The sequence below is a fragment of the Cohnella sp. GCM10020058 genome (genome assembly GCF_042683485.1).
Lineage (GTDB): Bacteria > Bacillota > Bacilli > Paenibacillales > Paenibacillaceae > Cohnella.
Map to the genome: position 1 here is coordinate 222,533 of NZ_JBHUJV010000004.1, position 20,077 is coordinate 242,609.

20 protein-coding genes are annotated in these 20,077 nt (G+C 60.1%); 8 read left to right on the forward strand and 12 right to left on the reverse strand.

Features of this window, described 5'->3' with window-relative positions:
- Positions 1-94 precede the first annotated feature (94 nt).
- From ACFSR7_RS07320 to ACFSR7_RS07330, 3 genes are read left to right on the forward strand one after another with little or no spacing between them, the layout of a single operon-like run.
- Entirely contained in the window at positions 95-865 is a 771-nt protein-coding gene (locus tag ACFSR7_RS07320; RefSeq protein WP_378160082.1) for an ABC transporter permease, read from the forward strand.
- A gap of 37 nt (positions 866-902) precedes the next feature.
- Positions 903-1,910, forward strand: coding sequence for a taurine ABC transporter substrate-binding protein (locus tag ACFSR7_RS07325; RefSeq protein WP_378160084.1), 1,008 nt, complete (start codon positions 903-905; stop codon positions 1,908-1,910).
- A 13-nt stretch (positions 1,911-1,923) separates the two neighbouring features.
- On the forward strand, positions 1,924-2,751 hold the full coding sequence (locus tag ACFSR7_RS07330) for an ABC transporter ATP-binding protein (RefSeq protein ID WP_378160086.1): 828 nt from the start codon (positions 1,924-1,926) through the stop codon (positions 2,749-2,751).
- Positions 2,752-2,826: 75 nt separating this feature from the next.
- Here ACFSR7_RS07330 and ssuD read toward each other — a convergent pair whose 3' ends face one another.
- From ssuD to ACFSR7_RS07345, 3 genes are all read right to left on the reverse strand, one after another.
- A complete protein-coding gene (gene ssuD, locus ACFSR7_RS07335; RefSeq protein ID WP_378160088.1) occupies positions 2,827-3,948 on the reverse strand; it encodes an FMNH2-dependent alkanesulfonate monooxygenase in 1,122 nt (373 codons plus the stop codon).
- Between the two features lie 209 nt (positions 3,949-4,157).
- On the reverse strand, positions 4,158-4,754 hold the full coding sequence (locus ACFSR7_RS07340) for a TetR/AcrR family transcriptional regulator (protein ID WP_378160090.1): 597 nt from the start codon (positions 4,752-4,754) through the stop codon (positions 4,158-4,160).
- 196 nt (positions 4,755-4,950) lie between these two features.
- Positions 4,951-5,118 (reverse strand): hypothetical protein, encoded by a 168-nt coding sequence (locus ACFSR7_RS07345; RefSeq protein ID WP_378160092.1) that lies wholly within the window; start codon positions 5,116-5,118, stop codon positions 4,951-4,953.
- A gap of 41 nt (positions 5,119-5,159) precedes the next feature.
- Here ACFSR7_RS07345 and ACFSR7_RS07350 point away from each other — a divergent pair, with 41 nt between their 5' ends.
- On the forward strand, positions 5,160-5,381 hold the full coding sequence (locus tag ACFSR7_RS07350) for an NADase-type glycan-binding domain-containing protein (protein WP_378160094.1): 222 nt from the start codon (positions 5,160-5,162) through the stop codon (positions 5,379-5,381).
- An 87-nt stretch (positions 5,382-5,468) separates the two neighbouring features.
- Here the strand turns inward: ACFSR7_RS07350 and hprK are convergent, their stop codons facing one another.
- The 5 genes from hprK to ACFSR7_RS07375 form a co-directional block, all read right to left on the reverse strand.
- Entirely contained in the window at positions 5,469-6,383 is a 915-nt protein-coding gene (hprK, locus tag ACFSR7_RS07355) for an HPr(Ser) kinase/phosphatase (RefSeq protein ID WP_378160096.1), read from the reverse strand.
- 293 nt (positions 6,384-6,676) lie between these two features.
- Positions 6,677-7,972, reverse strand: coding sequence for an MFS transporter (locus tag ACFSR7_RS07360; protein ID WP_378160098.1), 1,296 nt, complete (start codon positions 7,970-7,972; stop codon positions 6,677-6,679).
- 106 nt (positions 7,973-8,078) lie between these two features.
- The gene (locus ACFSR7_RS07365) at positions 8,079-8,804 is read right to left on the reverse strand and encodes a glycosyltransferase family 2 protein (protein ID WP_378160100.1); all 726 of its coding nucleotides are present in this window, start codon (positions 8,802-8,804) and stop codon (positions 8,079-8,081) included.
- Complete coding sequence (locus tag ACFSR7_RS07370) at positions 8,804-9,541, reverse strand: glycosyltransferase family 2 protein (RefSeq protein WP_378160102.1); 738 nt, start codon at positions 9,539-9,541, stop codon at positions 8,804-8,806. Before ACFSR7_RS07370 ends, ACFSR7_RS07365 begins: the two co-directional genes overlap by 1 nt.
- Positions 9,542-9,675: 134 nt before the next feature.
- Entirely contained in the window at positions 9,676-10,386 is a 711-nt protein-coding gene (locus tag ACFSR7_RS07375; RefSeq protein WP_378160104.1) for a VOC family protein, read from the reverse strand.
- A 163-nt stretch (positions 10,387-10,549) separates the two neighbouring features.
- Between ACFSR7_RS07375 and ACFSR7_RS07380 the strand changes: the two genes are divergently transcribed.
- The 3 genes from ACFSR7_RS07380 (at position 10,550) to ACFSR7_RS07390 (ending at position 14,661) form a co-directional block, all read left to right on the forward strand.
- Positions 10,550-11,257 carry a MerR family transcriptional regulator gene (locus tag ACFSR7_RS07380; protein ID WP_378160106.1) on the forward strand — a complete coding sequence of 236 codons (708 nt, stop codon included), beginning with the start codon at positions 10,550-10,552 and terminating at the stop codon, positions 11,255-11,257.
- Positions 11,258-11,259: 2 nt separating this feature from the next.
- The gene (locus ACFSR7_RS07385) at positions 11,260-12,195 is read left to right on the forward strand and encodes an AraC family transcriptional regulator (protein WP_378160109.1); all 936 of its coding nucleotides are present in this window, start codon (positions 11,260-11,262) and stop codon (positions 12,193-12,195) included.
- Between the two features lie 123 nt (positions 12,196-12,318).
- The gene (locus tag ACFSR7_RS07390; protein ID WP_378160111.1) at positions 12,319-14,661 is read left to right on the forward strand and encodes an alpha-L-rhamnosidase-related protein; all 2,343 of its coding nucleotides are present in this window, start codon (positions 12,319-12,321) and stop codon (positions 14,659-14,661) included.
- Between the two features lie 11 nt (positions 14,662-14,672).
- Here the strand turns inward: ACFSR7_RS07390 and ACFSR7_RS07395 are convergent, their stop codons facing one another.
- Genes ACFSR7_RS07395 through ACFSR7_RS07410 form a run of 4 tightly spaced genes read right to left on the reverse strand, consistent with a single transcriptional unit; the run spans position 14,673 to position 17,400 of the window.
- On the reverse strand, positions 14,673-15,491 hold the full coding sequence (locus tag ACFSR7_RS07395) for a hypothetical protein (RefSeq protein ID WP_378160113.1): 819 nt from the start codon (positions 15,489-15,491) through the stop codon (positions 14,673-14,675).
- Positions 15,492-15,551: 60 nt separating this feature from the next.
- Entirely contained in the window at positions 15,552-15,995 is a 444-nt protein-coding gene (locus ACFSR7_RS07400; RefSeq protein WP_378160115.1) for a VOC family protein, read from the reverse strand.
- 38 nt (positions 15,996-16,033) lie between these two features.
- Complete coding sequence (locus ACFSR7_RS07405) at positions 16,034-16,915, reverse strand: TolB family protein (RefSeq protein WP_378160117.1); 882 nt, start codon at positions 16,913-16,915, stop codon at positions 16,034-16,036.
- Positions 16,916-16,947: 32 nt separating this feature from the next.
- Positions 16,948-17,400 carry a VOC family protein gene (locus ACFSR7_RS07410; RefSeq protein WP_378160119.1) on the reverse strand — a complete coding sequence of 151 codons (453 nt, stop codon included), beginning with the start codon at positions 17,398-17,400 and terminating at the stop codon, positions 16,948-16,950.
- A gap of 252 nt (positions 17,401-17,652) precedes the next feature.
- On the opposite strand from ACFSR7_RS07410, the gene ACFSR7_RS07415 reads away from it, so the two are divergent.
- Positions 17,653-19,941 carry a helix-turn-helix domain-containing protein gene (locus tag ACFSR7_RS07415; RefSeq protein ID WP_378160120.1) on the forward strand — a complete coding sequence of 763 codons (2,289 nt, stop codon included), beginning with the start codon at positions 17,653-17,655 and terminating at the stop codon, positions 19,939-19,941.
- Positions 19,942-20,077 lie beyond the last annotated feature (136 nt).

Consider the following 20,077-nt stretch of genomic DNA (forward strand, 5'->3'; position numbering starts at 1 on the left):
GGGGTTCTTTTGTGTATATTCGCTCTTCGACTTGAGATTTGCTTGAGGTTGGCGCTAGATTAGCACGTATCCGAAAAAAGGAGGGATCCTCGCCATGTTCACGCGTCACTGGCGTATCTCCGTCGCGGCGGTCGCGGCTGCGGTGATTCTATGGTGGGGCTTGACGGCGTTGGCTTGGATCAATCCGCTCTTCGTACCCGCACCCGCTTCCGTATGGCAAGCCTTCCTGGAAATTGCCCGGGATGGATACAAGGGCAGCTCGCTGCTGAGCCATATCGGCGCCAGTCTTGCACGCCTAGGCACGGCGTTCGCGATCGTGCTGGCGACGGCGATCCCGCTCGGACTCGTCAGCGGCTATTCGGCCCGGATCCGCGCGCTGGCAGAGCCTTTCATCGAGTTCTACCGGCCGCTGCCGCCCCTCGCCTACTACACGCTGCTCGTGCTCTGGCTCGGGATCGGCGACGCCTCCAAGATCGCGCTGCTGGCGCTGGCCGGGTTCGCGCCGCTTTATATCGCTGTCGCTGCCGGCGTCGCCCGCATTCCGCAGGACCGGATCAACGGCGCCCGCTCGCTCGGCGCGTCCGGCGGCAAGCTGTTCGCGCACGTGATCCTGCCGTCCTGCCTGCCGGATATTTTCACCGGTGTCCGCACCGCGCTCGGCATGACGTACACGACGCTGGTGGCTGCGGAGATGGTGGCGGCGGAGTCGGGGCTCGGCTGGATGGTGCTCGATGCGAGCAAGTTTCTGCGCAGCGACGTTATTTTCGCAGGCATTATTCTCATGGGGATCATCGCGGTGCTGCTGGACGCCTCCATCCGCTGGCTGGAGCGCGCCTGGGTGCCGTGGATCGGCAAGGATGTCTAACAGAATCAATCGGGGAAAAAGGGAGAGGTTAGTCGCCATGTTCAAAAGAAAAAAACGTATGGTTCTTGCGGCATCCGTCATGCTGCTCGCTGTGGCGCTGAGCGGCTGCGGCGAAGAGAAAAGCGGCGGGTCGCTGCCGAAGGAAGTCACGATCGGCTACCAGGTTATCCCGAACGCGGAGCTGTTCGTGAAGACGCAGGGGCTCGCGGAAAAGGCGTTCCCGGACACGAAGATTAATTGGAAGCAGTTCGATTCGGGCCGCGACGTCAATACTGCGGTTGCATCGGGCAGCATCGACCTCGGGCTTGCCGGCTCCGTGCCCGTCTCGATCGGAATCGCGAACAAGCTCGCTTATAAGGTTTATTTCCTCCATGACATCATCGGCGACGCGGAGTCGCTGGCCGTGCGCAACGCATCGGAGATCAAGAGCGTCAAGGATCTGGAAGGTAAGAAGGTGGCTGCGCCGTTTGGCTCTACCGCTCACTTCAGCTTGTTGTCCGCCTTGAAGCTGGGCGGCGTCGACCTGCAGAAGGTGACGGTGCTGGACCTGCAGCCGCAGGATATTCTCGCCGCTTGGCAGCGCAAGGACATCGATGCGGCATTCGTATGGAATCCGGTGCTGGCGAAGCTCACGGCCGACGACGGCAGCGTCGTCATCTCGGCCAAGGCGCTGTCCGAGCAGGGCGCGATCACGGCTGACGTGGGCATCGTGCGCGACAAGTTTGCAAAAGACTATCCCGATTTTGTGAAGCAATACGTGGGTGTGCTGGACGATGCGGTCGAGGAGTACCGGGCGCATCCGGACACGGTTGCCGAGGCGCTGGCGCCGGTGCTGAGCACGGACAAGGACGACGCGCTCGCGCAGACGAAGCAGCTCATCTGGCTGACCTCGGAGGAGCAGGCGGACGCCAAGTATTTGGGCGCGGAGAAGGACAAGAGCGGCTTCGCCGACGTGCTGAAGCAGACCGGGGAGTTCCTGGTCGAGCAAAAGCAGATTCAAAGCGCGCCGGAGCTGTCGGTCTACCAGGAGGCTATACTGCGTTAGGAGCGTGAGCGACATGAGCAGCGTACTCGACATCGCGCCTCTGGCGCGGGCGGTCGGTGAAGGAATGGCGCCGCGCGCGCCGGCGGCTATCTCCGTCCGTAACGTCGATCTGACGTACGGGCGGGGCGACAAGCGCAAAAAAGTGTTGGCTGACCTCTCGCTGGACATCGCAGACGGGGAATTCGTCGTCGTCCTCGGCGCCTCCGGCAGCGGCAAAACGTCGCTGCTGCGTCTGCTGGCCGGCTACGAGCGTGCGGAAGCGGGGAGCGTGGAGATGCTGGGCGCCACGGGCGGCAAGCCCGGTCCGGAGGTCGGCGTCGTATTCCAGCATGCCAACCTGTTCCCGTGGCTCACGGTCAGGCGCAATGCCGAGTTCGGACTGCGGATGCGCGGGGCCGGGAAAAGAGTGCGCGAGGAGATTGCGGCCGAGGCGCTGGCCCAGGTGGGCCTGTCGGAAGCAGGCCATCAGCTGCCTTATCAGCTGTCGGGCGGCATGAAACAGCGCGCGGCGATCGCCCGCACGCTGGCGGCGGACCCGAAGATCGTCCTGATGGATGAGCCGTTCGGCGCGCTCGACGCGATCACCCGGGAGCATCTGCAGACACTGGTCAAGTCGCTCTGGCGGCAGAAGCGCCGCACCTTCTTCTTTATCACGCACGACGTCGACGAAGCGCTGTATCTCGGGACGCGCATCATCGTGCTGAACTGCGCGCCGGCCCGGATCGGCACCGACAAGCCGAACCCGCTCAGCGCCGGCGCGGACAGCGTGTCCAGGCTGCGGCAGCACCCCGACTACGCCGAGGAGCGAGAGTATTTGCTGCGGCGCCTGGACCGCCATTAAGACATCAGACGCCCCTTCGAATGCCGGCATGCAGCCGACGTTCTGAAGGGGCGTCTGTGCGGGAGGCCGGGCGTCTCACTTGCCCGGCGTATAGTGATAAGCCATAATCTCGCCGCGGGCGGCTGGTGTGTTTGCGGCATGCGTCCCTTCGGGTCGCAGCCGAGGGAAGAGCAGCTCGGCCGTGCGATGGGCTTCCTCGAGATGCGGATAGCCCGACAGGATAAATGTGTCGATGCCCAGCTCGGCGTATTCCCGCATACGGGCAGCGACGTTGTCGGCCGAGCCGACCAGCGCGGTGCCGGCGCCGCCGCGTACGAGCCCGATGCCCGCCCACAGGTTGGGGCCGACGACAAGCCGGGACCGGTCGCCTCCGTGCAGGCCCGTCATCCGCTGCTGGCCGTGGGAGTCCATGCGCGCGTATACCTGCTGGGCTCTCGCGATCGTGTCGTCGTCCAGATGGCGGATAAGCGCGTCCGCGGCTGCCCACGCCTCGTCCTCGGTCTCTCTGACGATGACGTGCAGGCGCATGCCGAAGCGGACGGTGCGATTTTCCGCGGCCGCGCGGGCGCGGACCCGCTCGATCTTCTCCCGCGCTTGCTCGGGCGGCTCGCCCCAGGTCAGGTAGACGTCCGCGTGCTTAGCGGCGACGTCGATGGCGGCCGGAGAAGAGCCGCCGAAGTAGACGGGCGGATGCGGGGATTGGAACGGCGGATAGAAGTTGTACGCGTCCTGCAGCCGGATATGCTTCCCGTCCAGCTCGACTCGTTCTTGCCGAAGCAGGGCGCGCCAGGCCGTCATAAACTCGTCCGTCAAGGCATACCGCTCGTCATGGCCGAGGAAGATGCCGTCCGCCGCCAGCTCCTCGGGATCGCCGCCCGCAACGACGTTGATTAGCAACCGTCCCCGCGAATGCCGGTCGAAGCTCGAGGCCATTCGAGCCGCGAGCGCCGGGGACATAAGGCCGGGACGCACCGCGATGAGGAACTTGAGCCGCTCGGTATCGGGCACGAGCATGGAAGCCAGCACCCACGAATCCTCGCAGGAGCGGCCGGTAGGCAGCAGCACGCCGTCGAAGCCGAGATCGTCGGCCGCCATCGCGACCTGCCGGTAGTAGGAAAGCGTCGCGTTCCGCGCGCCGATATCGGTGCCGATATAACGTCCGTCGCCATAGGTCGGAATAAACCAGAACAGGTTCACGCTGCTCAACCCTCCTTTTAACAAAGTGAATAATTGTTCATCATGTGAACAGATTAAAACAATATATCCGATAAGTCAACAAGGATTAACGGATATAAAAAAAGCGGCCTCCGCGCCGCCGCACTCACGATTGTTGTAGCATCAGCGGCCGAAGCACGCGTTTCTCTCTTGCGGTTGTTCCAGCAGCATCAAAAGCGTGCGAGTCTCGCCTAATGCTCCCGCAGCAGCAACCGCAGCGCGCGGTCCGCGATGCCGGAAGTCAGCTCGGGCGTATCGGGGATATCGTGCAGCGAGAGTCCCTCCATCAGGGAGACGTAGATTAGCGCCAGCTCCATCGGATCGCCGGGCACCATGTCGCCCGCCGACTGCCCCAGCTCGATAATGGCCGCCATCGGCCTGAGGTTGTCGATGAACTTGGCGCTGACCGCCTGCTTGAGGCGAGCCGGCACGGCCTCGGAAGTGCGCGCGTACTGGAGCAGGATGGTGATCGCCCATTCCCGCTTGGCAATCCACTGCTCGGTGTACCACACGAGCTTATCCACCGGGGAGCCGTCCAGCGCCAGCGCTTCTTCGACGAAAACGCGGTATTCCTGCTGTCCGCGGTGAACCAGCGCCTCGAAGATCTCTTCCTTCGAGACGAAATATTTATAGACGTTGCCGACGCTGACGCCGGCGGTCTCGGCGATGTCCGCCACCTTCGTGCCGGACAGTCCGCGCCTCGCGATGACCGTCAGCGCCGAGTCGAGAATCTGGCTGGTGCGGGCCTCGCGCAGCTGTCTGTCTCTGGCCGGATTTCTGGGTGACACGTCGGCGTTCGAACCTCCTCGGCATGCTTCGTTCTTTTCATCATACCGGGAACCGGGGCGAACTTCCACTGGATTGCGGGTGACGTGGGCAGCCCGGATTAAGGACCGGCTGTCGCTCCTCCGGCTTTTGCAGGATTTAAACGATACAGCGGCGAAATAGCTCTCTTTGACTATTCAACAATGGAAGAGAGTCCGGTTACGAGGGCGATTGGGTGGACAAAGCCTTCGTAGAAGCAATCGCGATCGGAGCGGTCGATTCGAACGTATACGTCTCGCCCCACCACGCCTTATAACTGATCCCAATGGTGCCGTCGTTCGGATTGACACGGACCTGCAAGGTGCCGTCAACGTCTTCAGGCTCCAAGACAGCATGACAAGGACCCTGCGACTTGCTGGTGCGAAGGCGTGAAGGGGCTGGGCGTCGGCCAGAGCGTGACGCTCTCTTTTGCCAAGAAAACGGAGTTGACGGGAGTCGCGATCGCGCGGGGCTATGGCAAGTCGGTTGCCTCCTATCTGGACAACGGCAGCGTGAAGAAGGCGAAGCTGGTCTTCTCGGACGGCACGGTCCTCGTGCTCGATCTCACCAAGGAATATTACATCTTTTTCGATGAGATTCAGTTTTTTTAATCGAGTCTCCTTATGCTGCGATTAATTCGAAAAGCCTGCCCGTCGCTTCAATAGCGTAAGGCAGGCTTTTTTGACACGGAGGACGTCTCACTGCATGCTGTTATGAATCCGCTGCATGAACTCCTCTGCGGCGCTGTAGCCGAGCTGCTTGAGGTACCAGTTGTTGGCCGCAGCCTCGATCAGGCCGGCGACGTCGCGGCCGGGCTGCAGCTGGATCTCCATATATGGGATCTTTACGCCCAGGTAGTCGGAGAACTTGGGCTCCAGCTCCAGCGCGTTGCTGAGCTCTCCGTCCCGCCAGGTCGCCAGCTCGATGTCGAGCACGATGCGCGTCTCGTCCTGGAACGCCCGGCGGCCGTACTGCCGCACGACGTTGATCAGGCCGACGCTGCGCAGCGCGAGAAACTCGCGCGTCGTTTCGTTGTGCGAGCCGAGCAGCAGCGACGGTCCGAGCTTCTTGAGGACGACGACGTCGTCCGCCACGAGCCGGTGGCCCCTGCGGATGAGCGTGTGCGCCGTCTCGCTTTTGCCGATGCCGGACTTGCCCCGCAGCAGTACGCCGATGCCCGATACGTTCACGCATACGCCGTGAATCGACTGCTCGGGCGCGAGCGCTTTGACTAAGTACCCGTCCAGCTTCGCTATGAACTCCGTCGTCGGGTCCGCGGTCCGCAGCAGCGGAATGCCTTCCTCGTCGCAGAACTTTTTCAGATAAGGAAACTCCTGCTGGCCCGCGGTCACGATGAAACAAGGCGGGTGGTACTTGACGATGTTGCCGATATGATGCAAGCGTTCTTCGACGCTGAGCTGCAGCAAATACGTAATTTCCTTGCGGCCGAGTACCTGCACGCGCTCCATCGGGAAAAACTCGAAGTAGCCGACGAACTCCAGGCCCGGACGATGCGCCCGCGAACGCGAGATCTGACGGTCCAGGCGGCCGGCGCCCGCCAGCACCTCCAGCTTGAATTGATCCGCGAGGCTCTGTACGGTGATGCACTTCACTTGGCCAACCTCCTTTGATTGCGTACGTATGTATCATACTCTACCCGATGTATTCCCCGACGGAAAGGCTTATTCCTGCGAAGTGCGCCGGAACGATAGACAGGGTTCCTGAATCATGTTAGAAAGGGAGAAGAATCCAGTATAAGGAGCTTGAACGATGCCTATCGTTTCCCGTGTCAGCCGCTTGGTCTTGACGACAGCAGCAGCTGCTGATTAGGTACGTTCGGCGATGAAGCTCTAAGTAGAGCTACTTCGGTTCAGTGGGCGGCGTGATTGGCTTCGCTGGGCTGGGACTACGCCTCAAAAGAACGGGACGCTTGGCGCTGCGAGCCCCGGCGATACCAGAGCATCACGGGGAGCAGCAGCAAGGCCAGCGCGCCGCCGGCGAGGGAGAGCGCGGCGAAGCTCGAAAAGGCGACGACCGCGCCGGACAAGGCGCCGCCGGCGGCGCCCGCGAGGGAGATCAGCACGTCGACGGAGCCCTGCGTCTTGGCTCGCGTGCGCAGGCTCGTCGCGTCGATGATGACGGCCGTGCCGCTGATGAGGCCGAAATTCCAGCCGAGGCCGAGCAGCACAAGGCCGAAGATCATCCATGCCGACGAATCGCCCGGCGCGAAGGCGGTGACCAGGCCCGCGCAGAGCAGCGTCCCCGCCGCGACGCAGGACATCGCGATGCGTCCGACTTTGTCCACGAGGACGCCGGTCACGAGCGAGGGCAGGAACATGGCGGCGATATGCGCGCCGATCGTCAGGCCGACCATGTCGAGGCTGTGCCCGTGATGCTTCATATGCAGCGGCGTCATCGTCATGACGGCGGTCATGACAATCTGCGTGATCAGCATGACCGACGCGCCGACGATGATGCCGCGGTTGCCGGATCGCACGGGCGCATCGTTGACGGCACCGCCGATACGATCTCCGACGTTGCCTGCAGCCGGCGCATCGGCAGGCGCATCAACTGCACTCGCCTTGGCGACGAGGAACGGGTCCGGGCGCAGCAGGATGGCGAACACGAGTCCCGCCAGCGCGAACGCCGCCGAGGCCAGCAAGAACGGCCCGGCGAGCGGCGGTATTCCCCAAGCGGTCGCGAGCCTGCCCATGGGCGAGACCAGGTTCGGCCCGGCCACGGCGCCGAACGTAGTCGTGACCATCGCGATGCTGACCGCGCGGGCCCGCTGATGCGGCTCGGCGAGGTCCGTGCCGGCATAGCGCGCCTGCAAATTGGTGGAGGTGCCCGCCCCGTAGACCAGCATCGCGAGGAGCAGCAGCGGCAGACTGTCCCATGCCGCCGCTGCGACGACGCCCAGCGCGCCGATCGCGCCCGCCAGGAAGCCTGCCGTCAATCCGGCCCGACGGCCCAGCCGCTGGGTCAGGCGTCCGACCGCGAAGGCCGACAGCGCCGAGCCCAGCGTGAACAGCGTGGTCGATAGTCCGGCGAGTCCGTCCGATCCCGTCATGTCCTGCGCCAGCAGGGCGCCGACCGTGATGCCCGACGCGAGTCCCGCGCCGCCGAACAGCTGCGCGATCACGACGATCATGAGCGTCCGCTTGTGGATAGCCCGTTTTTCTGCGGGTGTATATGTTTTCATTCGTACCTCCTATAGGGTAGTGGTCTATTCTATTTTACAAATCATACTATGAATGGGCATCGGATGTCAGGACATTTTTGCGCACAAAAAAAATTCGTCCGCCCGGCTAGCTTCGGCAAACGAACTTTAAAATGTCCTTGACCCGCAGCGCCTTGGCGTGCCGGGCCATCAGACGTTTGTCGCTGACGACCCAGGTATGGTCCCGCGACCGCGGCCTGCGCATGGCGATGAAGTCGCAGGGGCTTCCCGCATAGATCCTGAAGCCGCCCCCCCTTGCGTCGGCGCAGAACTTCACGCACTCCCCGCGGTTTAAGCCGCGGAAGGCAATCCGGTCGAACACCTGCCGCCGGACGAGCAGCGTCGCCCCCTGTACCTGATCGACGTACCGGTTCGCCCTGTCGTAGTACCGGTGCAGGAGCAGCTTCCCGCCCGCCAGATACATATAGTGCGAGCGCTTGCCGACGATATCGGAGCCGGTCTTGCGCAATACCCGTACGCTCTCCGCCAGGTACCCCGGGCCGTAATAATCGTCGTCGTCGAACTTGGCGACGAGCGGGTGCCGAGCCGGCCGCACGCCGACGTTCAGGCAATGACCGAGCGACAGCTGCGCCGGCATGGCGACGAGTCTTACGTTTCTGTACGGCGCAGCGGCCTTCGCGTAAGCGTCCAATCGGAGCCCTTCGCCGTTCAGGATCAGGATCAGCTCCTTATCCGCATGGCGCTGCCTGCCGTAGTTGCGCAGCAGCACGTCCATATACGCGCGTCTGTTCGTGCAAGTCACGATGGATACCGCAAACGGATCGGACGCCGGCCAGCCCTCCATGCGCGCCATTACCGGACGCCCTGCGGTTTTCTGCGCACGAAGCGCTTGTAGTCGGACACGTTCGAAACCGTCCGGTTCTGCGCGAGGAGCTCCCGGTCTCCGATAATCCATGTATGGTTCTTCGAGTTTTTCCTGCGGACCGCGACGAAGTTGAATCTCCCGCCCGAATACACCCTGTACCCCTGTCGTCTGCTGCGGTCGCAGAACAGGTCGTCCTCGCCGACGCTCCGGTCGGGGAAGCGGACCCGGTCGAACACCCGCTTGCGGAAAACAAGCGTGGCACCGGGCAGCCGGCCGACAGGCCGCCGCTCGTCTCGGGCAAAGCGGAGAATCAGCTTCTTGGAGCCTTGCAGGTACATATAGTGCGCGCGTTTCCCGACGACGTCGGCCCTGAATGCGCGGAGGGCGCGCAGGCTGTCGGTCAAATAGTAAGGCGCATAATAATCGTCGTCGTCAAACTTGGCGATTCGGCCGTAGCGTGCCTTGCCGACGGCGAAGTTGAGGCAGGCGCCGAGCGAACGGTGCTCCGGCATACGATAGATTCTCACGTTGCGATGCTTGCCGGCCATCCGGCGATAGGGAGCGAGCGGGATCCCGTTATGATTGACGACGATGATCAGTTCTTTCTCCCCATGCGTCTGCCTGGCATAATTGCGGAACAAGTTGTCCAGGTAATCGCGACGGTTGGTGCAGGCAACCACGGAAACGCCTTGTCGTACGCGCGCGTCTAAAGAGCCGGTCCTCACGCTGAATCGTCCCCCTTGTCCCATCGAATATAGGGTGTCGCTATAAACTATGGGAGCAAGCTTTAGAGGGAACGGCTGTTTTGAAAATGAAGCATATGCACCGCGTCCAGGCGACGACGCATACGCCGGCTCGCTTACTCGCCGTCCATGATTTCGCGATGCTGCTTACGGATTTTGTTCCAGTCCGGGTGCTCGGCGCCGTAATGGCGGATTAGCTTTTGCAGCTTATCGTTAATGTCCGGATTCGCCGCGTTATCGCGTCGCATATGAATATCCAACGCGACCAGCCCTATTTTTGCGCGGTCCAAGTCCGATAGATCCAGCGAATCCCAACCCTCCGCGGGGAAAAACTTCTCCAGCATGCGGAACGCCGAACGGCTGTCCTCTTTTGAATGGAGCAAGTCGTAGAGCGTTTCGAAATTTTTTGCGTGCGCCGCGCTCTCGATCGTTCTGTAAAAAGTGCCGTCCGCATCGGGAGTTCCGATATAAAACGTATTTCCGCCGACATCCGTCAACGTAAATCTTCGGTCCTCTGCCAGATGTCTGATTTTCGATATCCGAGGGATGCCGGAACGAGGAATTTTCCCGAGATGTCGCTTCAATCCGGCTGCGAATTGCTCGTATACCCGGTTTACGTCGTCGACCTCGATATAGCACAACTGAGGATTTTCATGCGGCAATATCCGCTTCGTTCCGTAAAAATGCAGCTCGAGCGAGCCGAAGCGGATAACCGCATACGGATTGGGCCTCGTATAAATTTGAATGGTCTCAAAGCCTAGGCTTTCAAAAAAGGACACCTGATCTTTAATTACGGGACACGGCAAAATCGGCACGATCTTAACCATGGTTAAGCACCTCTTTATCGTCAATTTAGCTTGCCTATTTAGCGTATCAAATTCATGCAAATGCGAAGGTTCGTCGGCATCTGCGGCATGCTAGAATGATTAAAAGGCTAAAACCCGTCATGTGCTTTAATCTTGATTTGCAGATCTGATCAAGGAGGCCGAAATGAAGGGAAGCGAGATTGCCAAAAAATTGAATATAAGTACGAGCACATTAAGGCATTATGAAGCCTGGGGAATCGTTCCTCCCGTCGAGAGAGCGGCCAATGGCTACCGGGTTTATACCAAGGAACATGAAGTTTATTTTCAATGCATTCGCGACCTGTACGCCGGCTTCGGGATGAACTTGATCCGGGAAGCGATGCCGCGCATCGTTCGCGGAGAAATACTTGATGCCTTATGGCTGATTAACAAAGCGCAGGTCCGTCTGCATACGGAAAAAGAAACCGTACAAAAAACAGTGGACATGCTCGGTCTGACAGCGCTGAGCGACCTGCCGGCTTACCGCAATAAAAGCTCGTTTACGATTGGCGAGGTGGCCGAAGAAGCAAACGTATCCGCCTCATCGATACGGCATTGGGAAAAGGAAGGGCTCATTAAGCCTCAACGTCGGCAAGAGAGCCGATTCCGTATGTATAGTCCCTCGGATATTCGTAGGGTGCTCGTCATCCGAACGGTTCAACGTGCCGTTTATTCCTTGGATACGGTCCGTGAAGTACTGTCGAAGCTTGACCAACATAACATCGCGCAGGCCAAGGACATCGCCCGTAAAGCGCTGGAATACATCGATCATGCGCTGGCCAGGCAGATGCGGGGTATCGCGAGCCTGCAGCGTCTCTTGGATATGACCGACCACAAACATAGAGGAGAATGAGGATGCTCCCCTTCGTACAGCTGGCACAGTTCCGCGAGATCAGGCCTTATGTCCGATTCGCCCACTTTACGGAATATCCGATGAAGGTACCTTCGCGTTATTTGTTCGATCATGAGCTGATACTGATCGAGCGCGGCCGGGGCACGATTTTTACGGAGCTCGGCGCCTTTCCGTACGAGGAGCGGTCGCTGCTGATGATTCCGCCCGGCATCCTTCACTCGTTCAAGGACGATCCCGACGCGTCGCTCGGACATGCGCATTCGGCGGTCCATTTTGACTGGGAACCGCATTCGGAAGAAGGGCTCCTTCAGATTGTCGGGGAGCGGGAAGGGCCGATTCGGCCGGACGAGCTTCCCGGGGAAGCGGCCAAGCTGGGCTCGTTATGGCTGCCGAATATGGTGCGGGTCGACGGGGCGAACGACGATACCCTTGCCCTCATCAGGGAGATTGTCGAAGCGTTCCGCCATGACCGGCCGCTGCGGAAGCTGGAGCTGCAGGTCCTGTTCCTGCGGTTGCTGCTCGACTTGTCGAGGCAGCTGCAACACGGGAACGCCGTGTGTACGCTGTTGACCGGACGGAAAAATGGCAAGCCGAGAGATCGCTCGGATATTACGAAGTACATTTTGCAGATGCACGATGCGGTCGGACTAAGTCCCGCTACCGATGATATTTTAAATCAATGGCAGGAGACGGTGTTTTTCAGTGCGCCGCATTTTCACCGTTTATTCAAAGAGCAGACGGGCTGCACGCCTCATGAATATTTCACCAAGCTTCGGATCGAAAAGGGCGCCATGCTGCTGCTAAGCACGGATCTCCTGGTACAGGAAGTCGCATATGCCTGCGGCTATGAGGACAGCAGATATTTCAGCCGGCTCTTCCGCAAGTTCGAAGGATTTAGCCCGAATCAATACCGTCGCATTTTCCTCCATCGGGATTGACCTGTATTTTCGCGAGAAAAGAAATGATCAAATTGTCCACCTCCTATGAAATCTGCGGCCTCCTGCATGCTGCCATCCAGTTGGTACAATCGGCGTAAGCATACGACAAGGAGGCTGGCTTGCATGAAGAACGTGCCTTGTTATTGGCATCCGTCGCCTTCCCGCACGCAAAATGTATATGTACTTTTCCAATCGGCATTGGCGCTTGAGGAAGCCGGCGACGTGCAGCTGGACGTGTTCGGCAGCAGCCTGTACAGGATTTATGCGGACGGAGAGGAATTCGCGGAGGGACCGGCGCGATTCTCGCCCGACCATCCCGAATATGACGTTCACGCCGTGCGTTTGCCGGCCGGCCGCCGTATTTTGTCCGTCATCGTGCACGATTACGGCGTGCACACGCGAATTTTGATGGGGGGCATCCATCCCTTCCTGCAATGCCAGGCGACCGGGGAAAATGGGCTGATCCCGCTGGCGTGGAGGTGCAAGGAACTGGACGCTTTCGAGCAGACCGACCGGCGGGTCAACGGGCAGCTCGGCTGGATGGAAAGCTGCGACACCAGGCTGCTGCCGGATCTGCGTCAGGCGTTCGACGGGGAAGGATGGTCGGAGGCGCTCGTAATCGAGAATCCGCTAGGCGATGCCGCTTACCGTCCCAGCACGGTCGGCGATTGTCTCCGCCTGCCGGTGGCGGCGACAGAGGTCGCTCGCGGCACGTATGCCGACCGATTCGGCTACGCGAACGACGATCCGCCGGTGCGGTTTATGAGCCGGGATTTGCAGCCGCAATTGCCGGACGACGGTGTGTGGGTGCGGTTCGACCTGGGCAAGATCGGCTTGTATCGCCCGAGCATCACGATCGATGTCCCGCAGGGTACGCTCGTTGAAGCGGGCTACGCCGAATCGCTGACCGACGGACGGGTATTCCCGGTCATTCCGCTGTCGGCCAGCACGTCCTGCCATGTCGACCGGTGGATCGCCGCGGGCGGGCCTCAACAACTGCTCACGTTTGCGCCGCGCGGATTCCGCTTTATCGAAGTCCATATCGCCGCTGCCCCGTCCGACGTGGCCTCGCTTCAGGTGGAAGGCGTACTGCGCACCCGTTACGGCGAGTCGGCCGGAACCTTCGACTGCAGCGATTCGCAGCTGAACGCCATATGGCGCCTGGGCGTGGAGACGCTGCGCGCCTGCGCCGAGGATGCGCTGATCGATACGCCGACGAGAGAGCGGGGCCAATGGATCGGCGACGCGGCGGTCATCGGCATGGAAGTGCTCGGCGTCACCTTCGGAGATCTAGAGCTCGTTCGCCGGGGGCTGCAGCAAGCGTCCTACCGCCGCAGGCCAGACGGATTGGCGGCAGGGCTCTGTCCCGGACAAGAGGCTTACTTAACGACGTACGCGCTCTATTGGATCGACGGATGCATCCGCTACGCCCGGTTGACCGGGGACGCCAGCCTGCTGGAGGAATGCTATGAGACGGCAGAGCTCACGATCGATTACTTTTTCGCGCACATGACACCTCGAGGCACGCTTCCTTCCGCGGACACGTGGGATTTCATCGATTGGGGGCATTCGGTTGTACCCGGCGACATCAACGTCAGTCTCAATCTGACTTTACAGAATACGCTTGGGCAAATGGCGGCATGGGAGCAAGCTCGCGGCTTGCACGACAAAGCGGAGAAGCGCAGGGAACAGCATGAAAAGATAGGCAGGATCGTGGCGGAGCATTATAGGTCTGCGGAGGGTTTGTTGGCAAAATCCGTGCCGGCTGACGCGCCATCGTCGCCGGAAACGAGGAGAGCCGGGTATCACGCAACCGTTCTCGGCTTGCTGTACGGCTTGTTCGACGAAGATACGAAGCCGCACGCCGTCGCGTTCATCAAGCAACATATGATGAACTGCTTCCCAAACCATCCGGACGCGCCCCGGCTCGCGCATCCTTCGGCCAATCATGAGCGGCTGATTACCCCGAGCTTCTCCCACTTTTCTCTGCAAGCTTTGTGGGAGGCCGGGGAGGCGGATTTCGTGCTGGAGCAGTACCGGAAGTGCTGGGGGTGGATGCTGGATCAAGGCGTCACGACGCTGCTCGAGGTGTTCGATACTCGCTGGAGTCACTGCCACGCGTGGTCCGCTTCGCCGACCTGGCAGCTGTCGCGGTACGCGCTTGGCCTCATCCCGGAAGCGGGCGAAGACCTGTACCGATACCGGCTGCGCTTCCGGCCGGGGACGTTAGATTATGTCTCCGGCAGCGTGCCGCTGCTGGCGGAGAAGGGCATGATTCATGTCGATTGGAAACGGGCCGCATCGGGAGAATGGGAATACGAGCTGCGCACGGATCGTCCGATTTGCGTAATGCTGGAAGGCGCGCGCGAGATCCCGCTTATGGTGCTGGACGGTAAAGAGACCACGCCGAATACGCCGCTCGAAGTGCAGCAGCGCTTGGTGCTGAGGTTTGCCGACGTTAAATAAGCAGCGAATGATCATCTAGACTCGGTTGCGAAGGTAAAATTATCGAGCTTGAACTCGCCTGCCCCATAATGGACGGAGGCCGTAATGTCGCCTATGTATTGGGGCTCTGCTAGGCCGTCGATCGAGAGACCGATCGCGGCCTTCAGGGCTAACGTCTCCGGGGTCGCTTGGAAATACACGATGGCGCCGTACCCCAGCTTCTCCTTAATCGCCTCGGCGCCGTATTCGTCGACAAATGCGCTCAGATCGACCTCGTGCGTCCGGTCTCCGACCGTGATGCGTCCGAGCCATTTGCCCGCCTGATTCGCCTTCTCGAATGAGATCGCTTCCCCAAGCTGTGCCAGGTAGTCATCCTCTAGGAACGTATGGTCGGCAAATGGCTGTTCGCCCGCGGCTTCCGTTTTCGTCAACTCTACGACATGGAGCTCGTCCAGCAGTAATCCCGTCCCCGAACCCAGCTCCAGCACGGCCGCGAGCTCGTCTTCGCCGTCTTTGTCATAATCGCCGATTGTCAGCGCCGGCATCACGCCCCGGACGGTCGAGTATCTCCAATCCATCGTCTGCCGCGTATCTCCGACGGCGAGAATCGCGGTTTTTGCCGTGTTCGGATATAAATAAATGTCTTTGTCCGGAATGGAGGCGACCGGCGCCGTCCCGGCAGTCTTCTCTTCGGGCGGTGTCGATGCGGCGGCGGACGCGATGCCCGCAGGCGGCTCTTCCGCGGGATCTCGCCCGGGCGCCTCCGCGGTCGAACACGCAGATAGAAGCGTCAGGATCGCAGCGGCGCTGCCGAGGCTCTTCCAGCTTGATTTATACGTAGGTCTAGCCATGCAAGTCCCCTCCAAAGCGTTTCCAAATATAGACGATGAGGGGAGGGGACGAGTTGCCAATCAATCGATATCCAGCAGCTCCAGGATAACGCCCAGCTCGGCCGTGCTGTCGACGTAAGCGTACTTGTCGCCGTTTTGGATAAGCGGAAAGCCGAAGGCTTCAAGCTTGCCGGCGGTCTCCATCATCCGGTTCTTGGCCTTGAAGGCGATGTGATGGACGCCGGGGCCGTTGGTCTCGAGGAACTCCTTCCAGGTGGTCGGGTCGTCGGTCGGCTCGATGAATTCAAGGACGGTGTTCTCGAGATCGAAGAAGGAGAGCTTGACTCTGCCGGGCGTCGGCTGACCCCTATAGGTCACGGTGTCGCTTCCGTCCGCGTTGGCCGTGGTGACGGCAGGAACCGGAACGCCGAGCAGTTCGGCTAACCGGCGGGTCGCCTTCTCGGCATCGCGGACGACGATCGCGATCTGGCAGACGAAGGTGGTGCCCAGAATCGTATTTTGCATGTGTTATATGCTCCTTCCATAGATGCTGAAAAGTGGATTTACTCGGCAAGCCGGTAGCTGACGAACGCCAAAGTGCGGCTGTCGGGCGCCCAGGAATTCACGTTAAGCGTACCTTGTCCACCGAATAAGGAGACGAGGGTACGGGATTCGCCGCCGGCGGCGGGCATCAGCCGAAGCGCGACGTGCTTGTTCGCGGGGTGATCGCCCAGCGCGACGTCGTCCTTGCGGTATGAGATATAGACAACCCATTGTCCGTCAGGCGAGACGTGGGGAAACCAGTTGTTGCTCGCCTCGTTCGTCATGCGGACTTGCTCGCTGCCATCGGCGTTCATGCGCCATACCTGCATGAGACCGGACCGTACGGAGTTAAACCAGATATGCCGGCCGTCCGGCGAATACTCGGGTCCGTCGTTCAGGCCCGGCGCGTCGGTCAGCTGCGTCTCGATGCCGCCGTTCGCCGGAATCGTGTAGATATCGTACTCGCCGTCTCTCTCCGCGCAATAGGCGAGCGTACTGCCGTCGGGCGACCAGCCGTGCAGGTAGCTGGGGGCTAGCGGCGTGACGAGCTCGGGATGTCCGCCTTGCAGCGGCAAGACGTAGATGCGCGACTGGCCGTCCTCAAACGTATGGTGACTCACGGCTACGCGGTCGTTGTCGGGCGAGAGGACGTGATCGTTGTTGCATTGAATGGCGAAGCCCGAGTCGATCGCGCGGCTGCTCGCTGCGGCGAGGTCATATTCGTAAAGACGCCCCTGGCTGTTGTAGATGAGCCGGCTGCCGTCGCGGGTCCAGTTGGGCGCCTCGATCAAGTGATCGAATTCGGCCAGAACGCGGCGCTCTCCGCTATGGATGTCCACCGTCTCAAGGATGCTGACAATCGGGCTGACCGCAAGCTTGCGCGGTTCCTTTAATCGGTTCATTGCGCTTGTCTCCCTTATTTGCGCCGAATGGGTTAGGCCCGCGGCTTAATGTTCAGATTAACGCCAAGATCGTCTTCAGCGTCCACGATTGTCCAGCTGCTGCCCGGATAATAGCCGATCGTGCGCATCGCGTAGCCCATCTCCTCCAGCTCGCCGACGATCGCGTCGCGCTTCTCGCCGACCTGGAAGCCCAGATGATGAACGCCGTTGCCGTGCTTGTCGAGAAATTCGCGGAACGTGCTATCCCGCTCGTCGGGCTCGTGCAGCTCAATGACGAAGGGGCCGACTTCGATATTCGCCAGCTTCAGGCCGTACTCGGCCGGCTTGCCCCGATACGTCAGATCGGGATTGGGCGCGGGCGGCTGATAGCGGATCTCGGGGACGGGGATATTGAAGAGGCGTGCCCACGTTTCCGTGGCTTTCTGGATGTCGCTTACGACGATGGCGATCTGGATGAAGCCGTCGAAGGAGAGCGGGTTTTGCATGAGAATTCCGTCCTTCCGTCAGGAGATTTGAAGTTGGCATGAACGCGCGTTTATGAATTGTTTTTCCATCATACACAGAGCTTTAAAGCGTTGTCAATCGCGAACTTTAACGCTTGAAGTGTCCCAAACTTCCCCAACCCCTTCAATAGCTGGATGAGATCGACTATTCACGCGCGGTATCCTATGTTAAACTTCTTCCCATCGTATACTTTCCGGTGGCTATGCCATTCCGTTTCCGAGGGAGGAGTCGCGGTGCTGCGCAATCGCAAGAGTGTTTTTTTGACGCTATGGCTCTCGTATATTGCCATTTTGATCATTCCCGTCTCTTTTTCCGTCGTCTTGTACACGCGGATGGAGACCCGCATGATCGGGAATGCGAGCCGTTCGAACCTGGCCATGCTGGAGCAGGTGCGGCAGGTTGCGGACAACCATCTGATGGATATCGATCAATTGGTCGTACAGGTCGCGACCCATCCCAAGCTGCAGACGATGTGGACGATCGCGGAGAGCAGCAAGTACATCCAGTATCAGGAGGCCGTGCAGGCGCTCAAAAATATACGCAGCGGCACCGGCTTCGTCGATGATTTTTTTATCCATCTGCGCCAGCAGGACGTCATTTTAACGCCATCTATGAAAACGGATACATCCCTGTACTTCAACAATCTCTACATGTTCCCCGGGATGAGCATGAGCCGGATCCGCTCCGAGCTGCTGGGGGAATACCACTTCAAGACGTTCTGGCCCGTCCAGCAGTTGAAGGTGGACGCGTCGACGAAAAACGTCATCCTGTGCGCGGTATCTCTGCCGCTTGGGGACGAGCAGCATATCTGGGGCACCTTGGTGATGATGATCGAGGACCGGCAATTTTTCGACCTGCTCAAGCAGATCGAATGGGCGAACAGCGGCTCCATGTTTATATTGGACGAAAACGACAGGGTCATCCTGTCTACTTCCGGCAGCGGTCAGCTCCCGGAGGGGTTTAGGGACGAATGGCTCCGGGCGGGCAACGGTTATAAGAAGGACGACGCGGACCTGATCTCGTTTACGACGGGAAAAAGCGGCTGGAAGTACATATCCATCGTACCCGAGAAGGTCGTGCTGGCCCGGGTGAACGATATCAAAGCATGGGCCTTGGTGCTGTTCGGACTTGCCGTAGGGGCGGGGACGCTGGCGGCCTATTGGATGGCGTACCGGAGCTACAGCCCGATCAAGGATATGATGTACGCCCTGATGAAGGGAAAAAATGCGGAGCGGCCCGCTCAATTGAACGAATATGAATTCATCAAGACGTCGATCGCCCAGACTTTGGCGGACAGCAAGGAAGCCAAGGAACAGCTGAACGAATACATCCCCGTCGTACGCGCCCACTTTCTCTCCCGGCTGTTAAAGGGGCAAGCGGAGACGGCTGCATTGACAAAGGAATCGCTGGCCTTCATGGGCATTCGCCTTCCGCACGAAGAGGTAAGGGTCGTGCTCGTCGAGCTGGACGAGAGCGGCGAATTCATGCAGGAGGGCGGCGAATGGGACTGGGCGCTGGTGCGGTTTCTATTTAACGTGAGCAGCGACTTTATCGGGGAAAGCGGCTACGCGGCCGAAATGGAGCTGAACCGGCTGGCGTTGCTGCTCAGCGTGTCGGACAGCGGAGAAAATCTGGGCGAGCTGGTGGATAACCTGAAGAAGGTCGTCGAAGAACGATTCCGCATGAAGATCGCCATCGGGATCAGCTCGGTCCGCTCCGGCTTGAGGGAGGCCAGCCGCTGCTACACGGAGGCGGTGAACGCGCTGGATTACCGGATCATCCACGGCGCCGATTCGGTCATTTATTACGAGCAGATCGACAGGAGCGGGCGGAGCTACTACGACTATCCGATGGAGATCGAGTCGCAGCTCATCAACTATATGAAAAGCGGCGCATGCGACGACGCCTTGCGGCTGCTGGACGAATTGTACGAGACGAACATGGGGAGCCGCGCGATCACGCCGGAGATGGGCAAAGCGCTCTTTTTCGATCTGCTCAGTACGATGCTGAAGGTGATCCACGCGCTCAAGCTTGGCGAAGAGCAGCTTCCGGCCGCCGTGGGCGATCCCGCCAAATTCGTAGCCGCGGGCAAATCCGCGGAGGACATGCTCGGCCGGCTCAAGGCGCTCTGCCGGACCGTCTGCGACAGCGTTCTGGAGGCGAGGACGGACCAGAAGGACCGGCTCAATGAAAACCTCAAGCAATACATCATCGACAATTGCGCGCATAACGGGCTCAGCCTGACCTCGATCGCCGATCGCTTCGGCATGACGCCGCAGTACATTTCCGGTTTTTTCAAAAAGCAAAACGGCGTGAACTTGACCGACTACATCGTGGAGATCCGCATTCGGCGGGCGAAGCGCCTGCTCGCCGAATCGGAGCTGTCCGTCCTTCAGGTGGCCCGGCAAGTCGGGTACGCGACCGATATCGGCTTCATCCGGGTATTCAAAAAGCTCGAGGGCATCACCCCCGGAAAGTACCGGGAAACCGCGCTGCGGGAGGGTTTGGAGAAGAACGGTTAGCTCACCTGAAAATCGGTTGGTCGCCCATATGAAGAGCGGTTAGGACTTCAGTCAACGGACTGTAGGCAGGCCGCTCTTTTTCTCATTAAAGTAAAATGGCGGAGCACGCAAGCCGCACACGAAACATACGGGAGGG